General features: G+C 44.1%; 12 protein-coding genes. 4 read left to right on the top strand and 8 right to left on the bottom strand.

Annotation, left to right across the window (positions count from 1 at the left end; genetic code table 11):
• Window positions 1–28 precede the first annotated feature (28 nt).
• Together malE and AB4503_RS05540 are read right to left on the bottom strand one after the other, a co-directional pair.
• Window positions 29–1,207 carry a maltose/maltodextrin ABC transporter substrate-binding protein MalE gene (gene malE / locus AB4503_RS05545; RefSeq protein WP_048610530.1) on the bottom strand — a complete coding sequence of 393 codons (1,179 nt, stop codon included), beginning with the start codon at window positions 1,205–1,207 and terminating at the stop codon, window positions 29–31.
• Between the two features lie 367 nt (window positions 1,208–1,574).
• Window positions 1,575–3,206: an alpha-glucosidase gene (locus AB4503_RS05540; RefSeq protein WP_372113909.1), complete on the bottom strand. Its 1,632-nt coding sequence runs from the start codon at window positions 3,204–3,206 to the stop codon at window positions 1,575–1,577.
• A 194-nt stretch (window positions 3,207–3,400) separates the two neighbouring features.
• Here AB4503_RS05540 and AB4503_RS05535 point away from each other — a divergent pair, with 194 nt between their 5' ends.
• Window positions 3,401–4,318: a LysR family transcriptional regulator gene (locus tag AB4503_RS05535; protein ID WP_372113907.1), complete on the top strand. Its 918-nt coding sequence runs from the start codon at window positions 3,401–3,403 to the stop codon at window positions 4,316–4,318.
• 154 nt (window positions 4,319–4,472) lie between these two features.
• Here the strand turns inward: AB4503_RS05535 and AB4503_RS05530 are convergent, their stop codons facing one another.
• The 3 genes from AB4503_RS05530 to AB4503_RS05520 all read right to left on the bottom strand — a co-directional run bounded on the left by AB4503_RS05530 (window position 4,473) and on the right by AB4503_RS05520 (window position 12,323).
• Complete coding sequence (locus tag AB4503_RS05530; RefSeq protein WP_372113905.1) at window positions 4,473–6,239, bottom strand: alpha-amylase family protein; 1,767 nt, start codon at window positions 6,237–6,239, stop codon at window positions 4,473–4,475.
• 259 nt (window positions 6,240–6,498) lie between these two features.
• Complete coding sequence (pulA, locus tag AB4503_RS05525) at window positions 6,499–10,197, bottom strand: pullulanase-type alpha-1,6-glucosidase (protein ID WP_372113903.1); 3,699 nt, start codon at window positions 10,195–10,197, stop codon at window positions 6,499–6,501.
• A 353-nt stretch (window positions 10,198–10,550) separates the two neighbouring features.
• Window positions 10,551–12,323: an alpha-amylase family glycosyl hydrolase gene (locus AB4503_RS05520; RefSeq protein WP_372113901.1), complete on the bottom strand. Its 1,773-nt coding sequence runs from the start codon at window positions 12,321–12,323 to the stop codon at window positions 10,551–10,553.
• Between the two features lie 156 nt (window positions 12,324–12,479).
• Here AB4503_RS05520 and AB4503_RS05515 point away from each other — a divergent pair, with 156 nt between their 5' ends.
• Window positions 12,480–12,869 carry a DUF1294 domain-containing protein gene (locus AB4503_RS05515; RefSeq protein ID WP_017064222.1) on the top strand — a complete coding sequence of 130 codons (390 nt, stop codon included), beginning with the start codon at window positions 12,480–12,482 and terminating at the stop codon, window positions 12,867–12,869.
• 55 nt (window positions 12,870–12,924) lie between these two features.
• Here AB4503_RS05515 and AB4503_RS05510 read toward each other — a convergent pair whose 3' ends face one another.
• The gene (locus AB4503_RS05510) at window positions 12,925–13,509 is read right to left on the bottom strand and encodes a LysE family translocator (protein WP_017064223.1); all 585 of its coding nucleotides are present in this window, start codon (window positions 13,507–13,509) and stop codon (window positions 12,925–12,927) included.
• A gap of 141 nt (window positions 13,510–13,650) precedes the next feature.
• Between AB4503_RS05510 and AB4503_RS05505 the strand changes: the two genes are divergently transcribed.
• Together AB4503_RS05505 and AB4503_RS05500 are read left to right on the top strand one after the other, a co-directional pair.
• On the top strand, window positions 13,651–14,091 hold the full coding sequence (locus AB4503_RS05505; protein ID WP_009845852.1) for an Lrp/AsnC family transcriptional regulator: 441 nt from the start codon (window positions 13,651–13,653) through the stop codon (window positions 14,089–14,091).
• Between the two features lie 26 nt (window positions 14,092–14,117).
• Window positions 14,118–15,047, top strand: coding sequence for a LysR family transcriptional regulator (locus AB4503_RS05500; protein WP_017058846.1), 930 nt, complete (start codon window positions 14,118–14,120; stop codon window positions 15,045–15,047).
• A 141-nt stretch (window positions 15,048–15,188) separates the two neighbouring features.
• Here the strand turns inward: AB4503_RS05500 and AB4503_RS05495 are convergent, their stop codons facing one another.
• Window positions 15,189–16,250, bottom strand: a complete 1,062-nt coding sequence (locus AB4503_RS05495) for a c-type cytochrome (protein ID WP_372113899.1) — start codon at window positions 16,248–16,250, stop codon at window positions 15,189–15,191.
• 9 nt (window positions 16,251–16,259) lie between these two features.
• Window positions 16,260–16,901, bottom strand: coding sequence for a c-type cytochrome (locus AB4503_RS05490; protein ID WP_017064226.1), 642 nt, complete (start codon window positions 16,899–16,901; stop codon window positions 16,260–16,262).
• Window positions 16,902–17,383: the final 482 nt, after the last annotated feature.

Here is a 17,383-nt window from a genome sequence, read left to right as displayed (position 1 = left end):
GACAATAGGATATTAATAAGAAGAAAGGTTATTTGGTGATTTGCTTAGCTGCTGTGTCTAGTGCTTCTTTAACCGTTTGCTTACCTTGCATTGCGTTATCGATTGCAGCACCCTCAGCGAACCAGTAAGCGGTCATTTGAGGGATGTTAGGCATGATTTCGCCGTTTTCAGCGTTCGTCATAGTTGACTTGATGCGTTCATCACTCTCAAGGATCTTTTGGAATGATTTTAGTGTCACGGCGCCAAGAGGCTTATCATCATTCATGGTTTTCAAAGCATCGTCTTGGAATAAGTAGTTTTCTAAGAATTCGACAGCAAGATCAGTATTCGGACTTGCAGCATTGATGCCCGCACTTAGGATTCCAACAAACGGGTTACCCTTACCACCATTTAATGTCGGCAATTCTGCAACACCATAATTAACGCCAAGTTTATCTAGGTTGCCCCAAGACCAAGGGCCATTAATGGTCATCGCAACGTTACCATTGGTGAACTCAGCTTCAGCTACTGAGTAATCCATGTTCGGGTTAACAACCCCTTGGTTTACCATATCAACTAAGAATTGAAGACCGTGAACGCCTGCTTCGTTGTTAACACCAGTGCTTTTTGCGTTATAGCCTGTTTCTGTTTTCTCAAAAGCGAATGCACCACCGGCAGAGATCATTGGCCATGTGAAGTAAGCATTTTTCACATCCCACATAATGGCTTTTTTATCTTGTTTAGCCATCTCTTTTTGAATAGCAGCAAGTTCTTCCCATGTTTTTGGTGGGTTTGGAAGTAGATCTTTATTGTAGATTAGAGAAGGTGCTTCGATTGCTAGAGGGTACCCTACAATTTTGCCGTTCACCGTTACCGCATCCCAGCTGAAGTCGACAAGCTTTTCTTTGAATTCTTTGCTTGGGTTTAGTTCGTGAAGTAAACCTGATTCAGCGTAACCACCAAAACGGTCATGTGCCCAGAAGATGATATCTGGCCCGCCGCCTGTCGCAGCGTGTTGTTGGAATTTTGCTTCCAGTGAATCTGGATACTGAACATTGATTTTAACGCCCGTATCTTCTTCAAATTGCTTACCAATTTCAGCGAGACCGGCATAACTTTTATCGCCGTTGATCCAGATAGTAATTTCACCTTCTTCCATAGCAAAAGCTGGTGCATTAAAAAGAGCAGCAAGGGTACAAATAGACAGTGTTTTCAATAGAGGTTTCATAGTTTCATTCCATATTCAGAAGGTTATCCATAACGATAATCACTTCTATCAGTTCTTATTATCTTGGAGTGATTTTATCGGTTTCCTTGTGCCTTGAGAAATAGGTAAACAAACAGAAGATATAGTAAAAATCTATATCATTAAGGTGAGGCTAGAGTTTTAGAGGAAGATGGAAAGCTTTTGTGATGTTGAACATGAAAAGAAATGTGAGGGTGGGCTCAAACAAATTGCTGGTCATTTAGCTATAGCTAGCTAAGGAGGGAGTTGCGTATGTCGGTTTATGCTGTGTGAGTTAAAACCACTGATTAGGAACAATAAAAAAGGCAAGGAATTACCTTGCCTTTGTGCGGGGGTTGGGCTTAGAAGGCTATAGTTTTAAAGCAAAAGATTCATAAGGTGCTAAGTGTAATAGCGTATCTACACTTGAAACTTCACCATAGTTGTTGATTAGGCAAGTCGGCGTTTGGGTGCGATATTGTTCAGGAACTTCAAGAGTTAACGACTCTCCTGAGAAGTTACATACGATAAAAAGCTGTTCACCATCCAATTCACGAACGTAGGCAAAAACCTTATCGTGTTCTTCAAAAACAGGAATGAAAGATCCGTAGACAATTGCTGGATGAGCTTTGCGTAACTCAATTAATTTCTTGTAGTGGTAAAATATTGAACCTGAATCGGCTAATGCACTTTCGACGTTTATATCCGGGTAGTTTGGATTGAGCTCAATCCACGGCGTTCCGTTAGAGAACCCTGCGTTAGCTTGATTGTTCCAGTGCATTGGTGTTCTGGCATTGTCACGGCTGTTCTCGTGAATGGCATCCATCATGTGTTCATGGGTGACACCAGACTCTGTTTTTACTTTGTAGAAGTTATGAGTCTCAATATCCTTGTACTGATCCAAGCTGTCGAAGGCAACGTTCGTCATGCCAATTTCTTCACCTTGGTAGATATAGGGTGTGCCTTTCAAGAAGTGTAGACAAGTCGCGAGCATTTTTGCTGACTCGATCCGGAAGTTTTTGTCATCACCGTATTTTGACACCAAGCGCGGTAAGTCGTGGTTATTCCAGAATAGAGAGTTCCAGCCACCATCTGCCAATTCTAGCTGCCATTTCGTCAGAACATTCTTGAATTCTCTAAGGTCGAGCGGAATAGGATTCCATTTGTCACCGTTTTCCCATGTCAGTGTGATGTGTTCAAATTGGAATACCATCGATAGTTCATTTCTATCTTGTCCGCTGTATAGCTTAGCAATCTCTGGTGTTGCGCCCCAAGTCTCTCCAACTGTTAACAAATCTTTATTGCCAAAGGTAGCCTGATTCATTTGTTGCAATAGCTTGTGTAGTCTTGGCCCGTTGCCCGTAATTCCTTTATCGATCTCTTTACCGATAAGGTCGATCACATCTAATCGAAAGCCGCCGATGCCAAGGTCAATCCACCAGTTCATCATATTATGAACTTCTTCTTGTACCTTCGGGTTTTCCCAATTTAAATCTGGTTGACGTTTTGAAAATAGGTGGAAGAAATATTGTTGTGTTAGCTCATCCCAATGCCAAGCGCTACCGCCGAAGATAGACTCTTGGTCGTCTGGTGCGCTCCCATCCGGTTTTGCATCACGCCAGATATAATAATCTCTATATGGGTTATCTTTTGAAGAGCGAGCTTGTTCGAACCAACGGTGTTCGTCTGACGTGTGGTTTACCACTAAGTCCATGACAATCTTGATGTCACGTTTTTTTGCTTCGTCCATAAGGCGTTGCATGTCTTCCATGCTGCCAAATTCTTTAGCAATCGCTTGGTAGTCAGAGATGTCGTAACCATTATCATCCATTGGAGATTGGTAAACAGGCGATAACCAAATGACATTGATGCCAAGTTCCTTGAGGTAATCGAGCTTACTGATAATCCCATTTAGGTCGCCGATACCATCATTATTTGAGTCTAAAAAACTACGCGGGTAAATTTGGTAGACTACCGCGTCATGCCACCATTTCTGTTCCATCTCAATTTCCACTTAATTAGTTAATTGCCTTTACTATAGTGATTTCACCTTTGAGTGGGAAATAGCATTACTAATGCCCTATATAGAAAAATCCTATATCATGTTGCCTATCCGCTGTGTGCAAACATCAGTGGGGTAATTTGTCGAATTTCTAACCTCGCATTTTGTGATCGAATGCAAACTAAGAGAATCTTATGAATAAGCTATATCGATATTTTCTGATGGTTGCGCATACCGGTAGCATTAAAGGTGCTGCAGAAAAACTGAATATAAGCCAGCCTTCCTTGACTGCTGCAATTAAGAAATTAGAGAGTGATATTGGTGTTGCTATTTTTATTCGGAAGTCAAAAGGCGTTGAACTTACCGAGTATGGGGTGCTGTTTCGGGAGTTTGCGCAAGAGCAGCAAGAAAAGCATCTGTCGCTAATGCACCGTTTTACCGATATGCAGCAGCGCCAATTAGGTAAATTGAAGCTCGGCACAGGCGAAGCTTGGTGGGAACAATTTGTCTGTAAGGCTGTTGAAGAGTACAAACAACAAGAACAAATGGGTTCGCTACATTTAGAGTTCGGAAATAATTTATCTTTGATGCATCACCTTGTTCAAGGGGATATAGATCTGTTTGTTGGCCATGAAATTTATGGGTTGCATGAGCGATGTAAAGTGACTTTCTACCCACTATTTCAAGACAAAGAAGCCGTGTTTGTTCGAAATGGTCATCCATTGTTAACAAAGAAATATCTAGATTTCAGCTTGTTAAGGCGTGATATGTTGGATTATCCAATACTCCAAGTGACTCCCGATCACTCGAGACATAACTCCGTACTTTCTGATCACGTAAATTCACAATCTGGTGGGCGAGATTCTGAGGTAGTAGGAAGAGATGTTTATGATGTTGATTCTCTTTTTGCGAGCTTAGATATGTTAAGAATGTCAGATGCAGTGATGCCATACAGTCATAAAATGTGTGATTGGATGAGAAAAAGAGGATTTGAAACTTTATTGATTGATGATTCTAAGCGAGGGAATGTTGGTCTTTACGCGAAGCAGGGAGCGGACGATCTGAAGATTAAAACCTTCATTGAAATTCTACAAAAGGCTAATTTTGATTAGGCTATAAAAACTAATAGGATTTTGTGCAATTTCGATGGTTCAACATCTCCACTGCTCATGGCATTTAGGTACTTAACATGTTTGATATTTACGTTAAGTACCGTTTATCCTTATTTCGAAGCTGCAATAATTAATGACTCCGAGAGTCAGTATATTAGATAGCTAACACCCAAGCGAAAGCAGCTAGGGGATTTAATTCAGCACTGAAGTAACCGACGCCACTTTCCACATATAGTGTCTGTTGTTGGGCGCCTTCAATATGTTCTTTGAGCACATAGCTTCCGTCTGCGATTCCCAGCTCTTGAATCACTTCTGCAGTAATCTTCAACTCGATATTATCCGTTATGCTTTGGCTAAAGTTAGCAGCTGCGATAACAAGCTCTTCGTTATTAAAGCGCAAGAAAGCATAAACAGAATCACTTAGCTGATTGGATTTGTGTAAATCTTGGTACTCTCCAGTCATAGATGAATGGTTCAGTGCAAACGTCATTACTCGCTGGTAGAAGAGTCGGAGTTGCTTTTCATCATTGTTGAGTTGCCCACCATCGAACTTTCCTCCGTTCATCCATTTTTGATGTTGAGGAACACCGATGTAATCGAATATAGATGTGCGAGAGGGTTGTCCAAAACCTGCATTTTCCGCACCTGGTTCGCCGACTTCTTGCCCGAAGTAAATCATGGTTGGAGAACTACTTAATAGCGTACTAACCAACATGGCTGGCTTAGCGATGTGTGGGTTACCGACAAACTCTGGAGATGCTACACGCTGTTCATCGTGGTTGTCTAAAAAGTGCATCATGTGGTGTTCAATGTCCATCATTTGATGTTGAATCTCAGGGATGATTGCAGTTGAAGCCTTACCTTGCATGATTGCCTTTAGACCGTCATAGAGATCGACTTTGTCATATAGATAGTCCATTTTACCTAAGCGAATATAATCGCGATAAAGGTCCGGTTGATATACTTCGGCCATCAAAAATGCGTCTTGATTCTTTACTTTTATTGATGAGTTTAGATAGCTCCAGAATTCGACAGGCACCATTTCTGCCATATCGTAGCGAAATCCATCAACGCCTTTGTCTAACCAATACAAGGCAATGTCTCGAAACTTAACCCATGAATCTGGTACGTCAACTTGCTGCCAGAAATGGTAGTGAGCTAGGTGGTCACGTGTAGCATAGTCATTTGGTAGTTCAGGGAAGTCTTTTGAGCCGTCTGGGCGCACACCATAGTTTATCTTTACCGTTTCATACCAATCATCGAAGTTTGGTTTGCTTAAGCGAGACCCATTCCCTGTCCATTTTGCTGGCGATTCAAGGAATGATGAGGCTAAATTCTGGTGTTGTTCTCCTCCTAGTGGGATAAAAGCGGACTCGAACTCGGGGAGTTCAAATGAGCTACCAGGAATGTAATAGAAGTTGTTGTTTCGGTGGTATTCAATAGTTGTGTCGTCCTGCTCACCAAAGTCACTTATTCCCTCTGGATTATTTAATCCTTTGTAATTACGAGCGATGTGGTTAGGGACAATATCTATGATGACTTTTAAGCCATTGTCATGACTTCTTTTTATCAATGTTTCGAATTCTTCTAAGCGCTGCGCTGGGTTGTCTGCAAGATCTGGGTTTACGGAGTAGTAATCTTTGACGGCATAAGGAGAGCCTGCTCGCCCTTTTACAACGCTTGGGTGATCGTCTGAGATGCCAATGTCTTTGTAGTCGTTGATCACTGCATGATGCGGCACTCCGGTGTACCAAATATGTGTGATGCCGAGTTCTTTAATTTCTGAAAGGGCTTTGTCAGTGAAGTCACTAAACTTGCCAGTACCATTTTGTTCAATGGTTCCCCACGGTGTGTTTTGTGTTTTCTGATTACCGAACAAACGTGTAAAAACTTGATAGATTGAATGTTTCTTGTTGTACATACTTATATTCCATCTCGTGAAGTAGAGGTGTAGACCTTTATGTTTGGGTAGGAGGCTAGCTCAATCAGAATGCTGCTTTATCCTCCTTAGTTAAGAAATTCGGGGCGTAGTTGTTGTGGTATGTGAGCTGCTACTCAAAAAGAAGGGAGGTACTGTTGTTTGTCATTTACTTCAATGTATTGGGATCAACAGTCGTTAAAAAGGGGAGATCATGTCTCCCCTAACAAACGAGTATGTTTTTAATTGTTTGTTGTTGAATCTATTGTTTAGTCACAGAAACTACAGCTTTCTCCACATTGTCATCTAATTCATGAATCGCATTCAGAGTGAATGTGTAGCTGCCCGCTTCCGTTACGCTCAATTGGCAATTGCCACCTGTGCCAATATCGATTGACCCGCTTGCAAGCTCTACAGAATCGCAACCAAAGTTAGGTGTTTTCCAATCAGCATCTGCAAACTTGAAGCCATAGTTACCTGCTTCCAAATTGCCTGTTACAGAATAAACCCCATTAGCAACAAAGCTCATCGCCCAATCATCAACAGGGTTCCAACCATTCATATCACCACGCACGTACACGGTTGTTTGACCGTACGGAGGAATGCTAGATACATCCTTGTCTGAGTTATCAACCGGCAAACCAGCACCTTGTGCATCACCTTGAGCTTGTACAAATACAGCGGTAGTTAGCGCAGGGACTGTGAAGGTTTCAGCGGCAAAGCTTGCGCCTTTCACTGTGTCGTCAGCCGAGTTTTGTTGAACGTCATGAAGTGTAAAGCCGGTTGCTCCTGTGATTTTGAATGATTGAGATTTATTAGTTGAGTTTACAACTGCCACAATCGCATCATTTGCAGGGTCAAGATCGTCGCCCGCAGACACGCCATCATCGATCGACATGACAATCAGGCCTTCGACTTGATCTTCGCCAACGTTACGGAAGTCGACACGCTTCATAACTTCGTCAGCTGTATCTAAGCGGAACAGTTCGCTTGAGCTACGGATCTTTAATAGCTCTAGGAATTGCTGCTTAGTCAGCTCAATGTCGTCTGAGTCTGGTTTAGCCGCGCTGTCAGCAATGATTGTTTTAATCAGATCCCAGTTTGCACCATCTTTATCTTCACGAGGTAAGCCAACATTCCAGTTGTTGTCCGTCCCATCAAACATGACGCGGTTGTACCAGTCACCAGAATCGTAAGAATCGCGCTGCATAGACTTAGATCGTAGCAGTTCAGAACCCATATGGATGAATGGTATGCCTTGGCCTAGCATCACGGTAGAAAGCGATACAGACTGCATACGCGCACGCTCTGCAGAGCTAGTACCAGTGGCGATCTTGTAAGCGTTGTTATCCCAAAGTGTTTGGTTATCGTGTTTGGAAACGTAAGAGATGTTCTCGGAAGGCATCTTGGTGTAACCAGCTGGCGCGCCGTTGTAATCAACGTTTTTACCCAGTTTGGTATCGCCTTTGTAATCAATCAGTACGTATTCTGCGAGGTTACCTGCCATACCTAAACGAACAAGGTCTTGGTTATGTAAACGACCATTGATCGAATCTTGATCAACTTTGGTTTCTTCGTTGGCAATCGCTGCGTTACCAAAGCCTTGGTTAAAGCGAAGTGGGTGGTTCCCTTCTGAGTCGACACCACCATCGAATGGGCTACCACCACGAACGGCGTCACGCAAACGGTCTGAGAAGGTACCGATTTCTGTACCTGCCATATTGATTTGGTTTGCTTGATCGAAGCGGGCGTTGTTGGCGACTTCACCAAAGTCCCAGCCTTCCCCGTAGAACAGAGTATTCGGGTCGATTTTGCGCACTTCTTCCAATGCTTCGACCATTACATCTTTTGGCTGGTGGCCCATCAAGTCAAAACGGAAACCATCCACTTTGTAGTCGTCAGCCCACACCTTAAGTGAGTCGACCATCAATTTACCCATCATCAGGTTTTCGGTCGCAGTGTTGTCACAACAAGTCGAGTTTTCTACGCCACCAGTGTTGACGTTAAGACGGTGGTAGTACCCAGGGACAATCTTATCCAGTACCGACTTATCGTTCACACCAGACGCATTGGTGTGGTTGTATACCACGTCCATGATCAGCTTAAGATCCATGTCGTGCGTAGCTTTGACCATCTGACGGAATTCGAGAATACGCTGAGAACCATTAGGATCGGTCGCGTAACTTCCCTCAGGCACTGTGTAATGGAATGGGTCGTAGCCCCAGTTGAAGCTATCAAGCATACGAAGGTCATTCATTAATGCTTGTGCGTCACCCGTTGAAGGGTCATAACCATCGAGTACGTCTTCGATGACTTTGTTTTCGTCTTCGCTTCCACATAAGGTAGCTGTCGGTTTTACATCACACAGTTTTCCTACGGTGTCGGTGATATCAACACGGCTCGCGGCATCTTCATCGACGGTAGCGATATCAAATGCTGGTAAGATATGCAGCGTAGTTAAACCTGCTTCTTGGAGAGCTTGTAGGTGTTTGACCGACTCACGATCGGCTTCTGTAAGAGCGAGGTACTTGCCATTTAGGCTAGCTGTGCCGAGCTTATCGCTGAAGCTAAAGTCACGTAGGTGTGATTCGTAAAGTACGTGGTCTTCGTCTTTTTCTACGGTTGGTCGTTGGTAGTTGTCCCAGTTCGCTGGTTTCAAGGTTGAATCATTTAGGTCAATCACTTGAGAGTATGCCGAATTCTTCGATAAGCTGAGAGAATATGGGTCTGTCACTAGGCGAGTCTCAATGTTGCCTGTGGTTGGGTGGTAAACCTTCACTTGGTAGCGATAGTAACTGTTGACAGCGTTAGGTACCGCGTCAGTCGCCCAAATACCCGTCTCAGTGCTTTCTGTCATTGGAAAAACTTGTGAGCTTTTCAGGTCTTCGCTGTAAAGAACTAGCTCTACATCTTGCGCGGTTGGTGCCCAAAGCTTGAAGGTCGCCGCACTGCCTTCAACAATTGCGCCTAGTTCTTCAGCCATTGCATTACCAGCATCTTCGCTAGCAAATACCGCATCAAGCACACCAGGTTTTTGAACCTCAGTTGAAGAGATAACATCGCCATTGGCATTGTAGGCAACAAAAATTATCTGAGATTTTAAAATAGTGCGAAGTGTGCTGTCGTCAACATCGATAGCTAGGGCAGGTAAGCTTGCAAGGTGTCGGAAACGCTCTTTCAATTCAGAAGATAGTTCTCCGTCTTTGCTTAGTTCAATTGCAGTTCCACCGACAATCTCTTTGTCATCGTTCATTGTGATGCTGTTGTCTAGTGCATAGAAAAGCTTCACAGAGTCTGCATTGCTAGCCGCTTCCCAACCAATTGTGGTTGCATCTAGCCAGTGTGCTTTTTGACCATCAATATTGACTGGGCGCTCTGAAATTGGGTCGTAGTACAACTCGCTGCTGCCATGGAAACCAAATACGCCTTGTGAATCGCCAAGCTTAGTTAACTCGACTTTTGAGTTCGCACTGCCAAATGCTTTCTCATCACCATTGTGCAAGATGAAGTTCATGCATTTGTGTGGGTCAGAGGCATCTGGGTCAACTTTCAACACATAATAGGCACCGTAAGTATCGCTGATACCATCGTATTCGTAAGGGCTGTTCCAATCGGTTCCGGTTTCACTCAACCCCATGCCGACTAAGTCTGTGCTAGTACAGCCCTCGCCATTCCACAGGTGAAGTCCCCAACCGTCGTAAGTAGAGCCAGATGAGCTGGCAGCGGCAACATCGCGTTTGTAGTAAATAACGACTTCGTTTTCAGCTGCAGGGTATAAACCACTGTTGCCAGGGGCTGTACCGTTGTCGCTATCATTATCACTACCACAACCCGCGATCAAAGTAGCGGTGAAGAGCGGTAACATTGCTTTGGCCAATGTAGAGCGTTTGAAGCTCTTCTTTTTGGTATTGTTGAAGGTATTTCGTAGAGAGATAATTTTATTAATATTTATGTTGTTCACGTTTTAATATCCATATTTCACTTTTTATGAAGATGAATATCCTAGCTTTAACCAAGGTCAACTATTTGTGATGGCAATGTATAAAGTTATTTTAAATTCGTAAATATAGGAAACCTAGTGTCAATAGCACGCTTTGTATTTGGTTATTGTTAAATTAATTGGATCAATGACTCATTTGCATAATATCAATAATGTAAGGCGTAGAGGCTAGGCGTAGTTAATAAGGATGAGAGCTCATCCTTATTATTGTGAGTAATATATCGAATTGAGAGAGTGTTAATTTAATATGGAAATTAAGTTATTTATCAATTAGCTAAAAGCGAGCTGTTCGGTAATTTATATTGATAGGTATATCATCCATTTAAGGATAACACCCAAGCCAAAGACGCCAGCGGTTTCAATTCAATATTAAAACTGCCAACACTGTTCTCAATGTCGAGCACTTGTTGCGCTATGCCTTCAATATATTCATTGAGTATGTAACGACCATCAACTAATTTGAGTTTTTGGATTACATCACTTGGAATCTTTAAGTGAATATTTTCAGTGGTATGTTGGCTGAAATTAGCTGCAACAATGGTTAGCTCTTGGTGGTCAGAGCGCAGAAATGCGTAGACTGAATCACTTAAGTTACAGCACTGGTGTAAGTCTTGGTAATCACCTGTCATCGACGAGTGCTCTAGCGAAAAGTTCATTACCTTTTGATAGAAGTGACGCAGTTGCTTTTCGTTATTGTTTAGTAACTCACCATCGAATGCGCCGTGGTTCATCCACTTTTGGTGTTGTGGGACTCCGATGTAGTCAAATATGGAAGTTCGTGAGGGCTGTCCAAAGCCTGCATTCTCCGCACCGGGTTCTCCGACTTCTTGCCCAAAGTAGATCATGGTTGGAGAGCTGCTCAATAGAGCGCTAACTAGCATCGCAGGCTTTGCGATATGTGGATTGCCTACAAACTCTGGTGAGGCGATTCGTTGCTCGTCATGGTTATCCAAAAAATGCAGCATATGATGTTCAATGTCGTGCATTTGATGTTGGATTTCAGGGATGATTGCCGTTGAAGCCTTGCCTTGCATGATGGCTTTGAGGCCGTCGTACAGATCTACCTTGTCATAGAGGTAGTCCATCTTGCCTAAGTGAATGTATTCACGGTACAAGTCCGGCTGATACACCTCTGCCATCAGAAAGGCATCGTGGTTTTTCATCTTTATTGATGAGTTGAGGTAGCTCCAAAACTCAACTGGCACCATTTCAGCCATGTCGTAACGGAATCCATCAACGCCTTTGTCTAACCAGAACAAGGCGATGTCTCGGAACTTAACCCAAGAGCTAGGCACAGCGACCGATTCCCAGAATTGGTGATGCTCTCGGTAATCGCGTTGGGCATAGTCTTTGGGGATCTCAGGGAAGTCTTTTGAACCGTCTGGTCGCATGCCATAATTGATTTTCACCGTTTCATACCAATCATCGAAACTAGGCTTGGCTAAACGTGAGCCGTTACCTGTCCATTTGGCGGGCGTCTCTATAAACGGGGAGTTTAGGTTGGGATGCTGTTCACCACCTAGCGGCGTAAAGGCGGGCTCTATGTCTGGCAATTCAAAGGTGCTGTTGGGAATGTAGTAGAAGTTATTGTCTTTGTGGTATTCCAGCGTTGTGTCATCTTGAGCGCCGAAGTCACTGACACCTTCTGGGTTGTTTAAGCCTTTATAATGACGCGCAACGTGATTCGGTACGATATCGATAATCACTTTTAAACCATTGTCGTGACTTCTTTTGATTAGTGCCTCGAACTCCTCTAGTAGGCATTCAGGGTTGTCTGCGAGATCTGGGTTTACGGAATAGTAGTCTTTGACGGCATATGGTGATCCCGCACGGCCTTTTACCACGCTAGGGTGATCGTCTGAAATACCAAGGTGCTTGTAGTCATTGATGAGCGCATGATGTGGCACTCCGGTATACCAAATATGAGTCATACCGAGTTTGCGGATTTCAGACTGCGCTTTGTCGGTAAAATCACTGAACTTACCGACGCCATTTTGCTCGATTGTGCCCCATGGAACATGTTGGGTGTTTTTATTGCCAAATAAACGCGTAAAAACTTGGTAGATGGCGTACTTTTGGTTGTACATATTTATAATTCCTTTAACTTCCATCATGTTATGTAGGGATGAAAGGGCTTGTTTATTCTTTGCAGGCTAACCGAATTACAATATGCCTTACTCATCCTTATCAAAATCTACAGGGCGTAATTGCTACAGTATGTGAGCTGTTGCTCAAAAGGAGTCATGTTGTCTTCATCTATTCAAATCGTTATCACTTATTTGGTTCTGGTGGCGGTGTCTGTGTTGTTTGCGGAAAGTTCTAAAGCGCTGTTGGTGTGGTATTTGGTTATCGGTTTCGTGACGTTTTTTGTGTACGCGAAGGACAAGCGAGCAGCGATCAATGGCAATTGGCGTGTGCCAGAGAAAACTCTGCATATTTTTTCTGTTGCTGGTGGCTGGCTAGGGGCGTTGATTGCTCAAGATAAGCTGCGTCATAAAACGCAGAAGCAGCCGTTCAGAGCCATATATTGGGTGACAGTGGCAGTGAATGTTGCGGCGTTTGTGTGGACGTTAACGCCGAGCGGGCAGACGATGTTTGGTCGTTGGCTTAGTGAACTTGTGGGTTATTTATAAAGAGAATAACGGTTAGCACAGGAGTACCAACTGTTAAAATACAGAAGTTATTCGACTAGAGCATCGGAATGGTCGATGCTAGAAGCAAGCCAGCCATACCGTAGTTGAAGCTTTTAATGCGGACTGGTGTTGTTAACCAGTGTTGTAGTTGCTTGCCTGCTGCCGTCCAGAAGGTCACAGAAGGCAAGTTGGCTAGCGTGAAGATACCTGCGATGATTGCAAGCTCCCACCATGAACTGCCGCTGCTATAAACTGAAATCGCAGTCAGCGCCATTGACCAACCTTTAGGGTTCACCCACTGAAAACTGGCAGCGCCGAGGAAGGTCATTGGTTTAAAAGCTTCAGTACTTTTCGCTTTGCCGCTCAATGCTATCTTGATTGCAAGGTACACGAGGTAAGCAAGGCTCAGGTATTTCAGTATTTGGTGAGTAACTGGGTACGCGTTGAAAATGCCCATTAAACCGAAGCCAACCAGCAGCAACATGGCTGCAAACCCTAGAGCAATGCCAAGCATGTGTGGAATAGTACGGGCAAAGCCAACATTTGCTCCTGATGTCATGAGCATGATGTTATTTGGACCTGGTGTGAAGGTCGAGACAAACGCAAACAAGGCAAGTGCGCTAAGTTGTTCTAAAGGCATTATGGTTCTCCAGCAGTAAAATGAACGAAGTGACTGACCGGTCATGACTTTTACGTGTTGAGAAACATAGTAGGTGGAAAGTGAGGCAATTATGTGCTTTTATTTCCTCAATTATCACTTAATGCACAATAATAAGTACTTATGGATAGATTTGACGAAAGGATATTGCAAGAGCTTAAATTGGACGGCAGAATCTCCAATATTGAGCTTTCTGAACGAATTGGTTTGTCGGCTTCAGCGACCTTAAGGCGAGTACAAGATCTCGAGCGTAAAGGGATCATTCAAGGTTACCGTGCAGTTCTGGATAATGGCCTGATGGGCGTTGGCTTTATTGCTTACGTTTCGATTGGTTTATCGAGCCACAGCAAAGCGGCTCAACTAGAGTTTGAACAGCATGTCAGTATGGAAAAAGAGGTGGTGGAGTGCCACAACATTACCGGTGCCAACGAGTACTTGCTAAGGGTAGAAACCAAAGATCTACCGGGCTATAAGAAGTTTCATGCCGATGTGCTTGGGGAATGTGCTCAGGTGCAATCTATTACGACTATGGTTGTGATGGATACCCCTAAAGACGAACGCTAGTCGAGTTTTATTTCAGGAGAGGCGCAGTGCCAAATACCAATCAGTTGTTATTGTTCTTAGATGTGGTTCAACAAGGGTCGTTTACCAAAGCGGCAACCTTGCACGATATGGACAACTCATCACTCTCTAAACAGATCAAAAAGCTCGAGCAAGATTTAGGTGTTCAGCTGCTTAACCGCTCTACACGCTCGTTTTCGTTGACGTCGGCCGGGGAAGATATTCTCGCACAAACCTATGTGCTGAAAGACACTATCAATCAGATCCAAGGAATTGCAGATTCATACCAGTCTGAACCCAAAGGTGTGCTACGAATTACTTCACCGATCTATTTTGGGCAGCAATATTTGCAACCTATCATCACTCAGTTCATGAGAAAGTACCCAGATGTTCAGATCGTACTCTCACTAGACGATAAGATCGCCAACATCATTGCCGGGCAGTTTGATATCGCGTTTCGCTTCAGTAAGCTTGTTGAATCGAATTTGATTGCGAAGAAGATTGCCGACAGTAACTTCATGTTGGTCGCATCGAACGATTTTGTGAAGGAGCACGGAGAGCCGAAGACGCCACAAGATCTACTCGCGCTACCCGCGGTGATTTATACCAATGGCGATATGACAGTCGATCACTTGCGTATCAGTGAAGAGCCGCATGGTAATACCTTTCAAAGCCTGACGATTCGTGGCAACTATAAGGTGAGTGATGTTCGCACCATGGTCTCTTGCGTAAAAGATGGCTTAGGCTATGGCTTCCTTGACCAATCAAACCTGTATGCCTCAATGAAAGATCTGGGCTTGGTTACGTTGCTTCCAGATTACCCGATTTCAACGATTGATACTGCAATCTACGCTGTGTATCCGCACCGTAAACAGACCAAGCTGGTCAAAGAGTTTATTACTACAGTTCAAGATTATATTGGCTCTCCGACCATTTGGGAGAAGATGCAGCAAGGTTAGTTGTGTTTCTAATAGTTCAAACTAAAAAGGAGCCAGATCGTCACACGATCTGGCTCCTTTTTAATTGTTCCGGCTATCACTGATTTACAATGTAAAGCTTAGCTATAGCTGGCGTGAACGGCTCATATTCACTAATACCTATTAATGCTCATGAATCACTTCTTTACCACTCGGATAAGCTTTGGTACCTAGTACATGACCATCAACTTCTTTACCATAGTAACCTTGGTGGTTGTGGTAACGCTTAGCATTGCCGGCAACATCACCCTTGTATCTAGGGTCTTGTGGGCGTTCATGACTGTTCACAAATGCGGCTACATCCCATGCACCCTGAATTGAAAGCTGTTGGCTCTTTCCAAGCGGCATGTTTTCGTAGATGAAGTAAGCTGCTGTATTTACACGGTGCATACCTGCGCCCCAGTTATACGCGTTTTCGCCCCACAATGGTGGAAAGTATGAACGTCCGTCAGCCCCTTTAATACCTTCACCATTTTGACCATGACAGGTTTGGCAGCTGGTTTGGTAAACCTTTTCACCACGCGCTATCGATGGCTCTTGTTCAGGATTATCAATCTTAGGATAGCCACGCCCTGCCAACTTACTGCGGCCATCGATTGGGTATTTGCTTAACAGCTCTTCAGGGAGAGGGAAGCTTTCCGCTTTACCACCGACTTGTAAGTCGGCATCGCTAATCTCAGGAACGGGTGTATCTTGCATGCCGTTCTTGTCTAAGATGCCGCCCATCGCCAGCCAGTATGAATACGCCGTCAGTGCGACCATCTCTTTTGAACCCTCAGCCGGTGGCAGACCATTCATTGAGTAGGTGAAGCAACCTTGGATACGTTCTGCGTAGCTGTTTACCTTGTCATTCTTAGAACGATACGCAGGGTAGGCCATGTACGCACCCCAAAGAGGGGCAGCGTTAGGCTTCATGCCCGCTTGCATGTGGCAGTTGACACAGTTTTGTTCATTGCCGACGAACGTACCACGCATCTGTTGTGAATCGACAAACAGGGAATAGCCCAGTTTTACTTTGTCACCAAATTCCCCAGCAGGGATATCAACCAAGTCTCGTGGCACCAGATATTTGTTATCTTGAGGCTTCTCAACGGCTGGCAGTTCGGTTTGGCGATCTGGCAACTCTGCTTCGGCATAAGCGATTCCAGAGGCAAGGGTTGAGGTAATTAGAAGTAATGTTTTCATGCGAGCCCTTTAGTATCGGAAAGAGGCGAAGTAGTAAGACAGGTTTTTGATCTCATCGTCGGTTAACTTGCCCGCGATATTACCCATCATGTTCAAATCATCACCCTTACGAGTGCCGTTTTTCCAAGCGTTGAGCTGAGTCTGAATGTAGTCGGCATGCTGGCTTGCTAGGCGAGGAAATTTGTCTACGCCCATACCACTTGGTCCATGACAGGTAGCACAAGCAGGAATGTTTCGATCCCAATCGCCTTGGAATACAAGTTTACGATAGGGGTTATCGATATCAGCCTGTGAGCCGCGCTGCTCTAAATCGGTAAATTCGTATGAAGGTAGTGATGCAAAGTATTCTGCGACCTCACGACGAACAGCGGGATCAGATACACCGTCAGCCATTCCCTTCATGATCGCGCTTTGACGCTCACCACTTGAGAACAGAACCAGTTGATGTTCTAGATAGTCAGCATTGAGCCCTGCAAGCATAGGGGCAATGTTGGGCATGCCTTTACCGTCGGCTTGATGGCAGCCGCTACAAGTTTCTGCGGCTTCTGGCATTGGATTGGGTGCTGCTTGTGCAAAAGCGGATAAAGAAAGGCTTCCTAGAGCAGCGATGCAAAGCGTTAGAGTTTGAGTTTTAATTGTCAGCTTAGTCATGAGGCGTCGCTATTGGTTGTAATGCACGCATTTTCGACATAATTGGTTGTTCGCGCTATTGTGGATTTCCACATTAATTCACTTGGAACTTGAGGTGAGTCTCACATTAATAACCTCAGTTACCATAATGGTATTGATGTGAACTTCTATAGGTTGATCCAACTGCCGTTTATGAAATGCAAGGGAACTGCCATGTTCGCCTCGGTATAACTGCTTGTTAAGGCTCTTTCATGGCACCGATTGTATAAGCATAGCTGCTTTATGGATGCGGGCTAAAAAAGTTGTGGTGAAATGAAGATTACCTAATGGTTTTGGGTTGATTACTCTATCTAGAGCGGATGCTTTATGTAGATTGGACGTTTATCCAAATAGGGTGCTTTTCTAGATCAAGAGGACGAAAAAACAGGGTAACCTCGAATGACGAAGTTGCCCTGTTGTGTTCTCATCTGCAAATCAGATAAAGAAGTGTTTTGACTCAGTGA

Origin of the sequence: Vibrio sp. 10N.222.55.B11 (genome assembly GCF_041473705.1) — a bacterium.
GTDB classification, from domain to species: domain Bacteria; phylum Pseudomonadota; class Gammaproteobacteria; order Enterobacterales; family Vibrionaceae; genus Vibrio; species Vibrio crassostreae_C.
Note: the sequence above shows the minus strand (reverse complement) of the source record. Positions and strands in the feature narration are given on the sequence as shown.

Bases quoted from the DNA above. Each gene is read 5' to 3' on its own strand.
- malE (WP_048610530.1), bottom strand. From the start codon at position 1,207: ATGAAACCTCTATTGAAAACACTGTCTATTTGTACCCTTGCTGCTCTT.
- AB4503_RS05540 (WP_372113909.1), bottom strand. From the start codon at position 3,206: ATGGAACAGAAATGGTGGCATGACGCGGTAGTCTACCAAATTTACCCG.
- AB4503_RS05535 (WP_372113907.1), top strand. From the start codon at position 3,401: ATGAATAAGCTATATCGATATTTTCTGATGGTTGCGCATACCGGTAGC.
- AB4503_RS05530 (WP_372113905.1), bottom strand. From the start codon at position 6,239: ATGTACAACAAGAAACATTCAATCTATCAAGTTTTTACACGTTTGTTC.
- AB4503_RS05520 (WP_372113901.1), bottom strand. From the start codon at position 12,323: ATGTACAACCAAAAGTACGCCATCTACCAAGTTTTTACGCGTTTATTT.
- AB4503_RS05515 (WP_017064222.1), top strand. From the start codon at position 12,480: ATGTTGTCTTCATCTATTCAAATCGTTATCACTTATTTGGTTCTGGTG.
- AB4503_RS05510 (WP_017064223.1), bottom strand. From the start codon at position 13,509: ATGCCTTTAGAACAACTTAGCGCACTTGCCTTGTTTGCGTTTGTCTCG.
- AB4503_RS05505 (WP_009845852.1), top strand. From the start codon at position 13,651: ATGGATAGATTTGACGAAAGGATATTGCAAGAGCTTAAATTGGACGGC.
- AB4503_RS05495 (WP_372113899.1), bottom strand. From the start codon at position 16,250: ATGAAAACATTACTTCTAATTACCTCAACCCTTGCCTCTGGAATCGCT.
- AB4503_RS05490 (WP_017064226.1), bottom strand. From the start codon at position 16,901: ATGACTAAGCTGACAATTAAAACTCAAACTCTAACGCTTTGCATCGCT.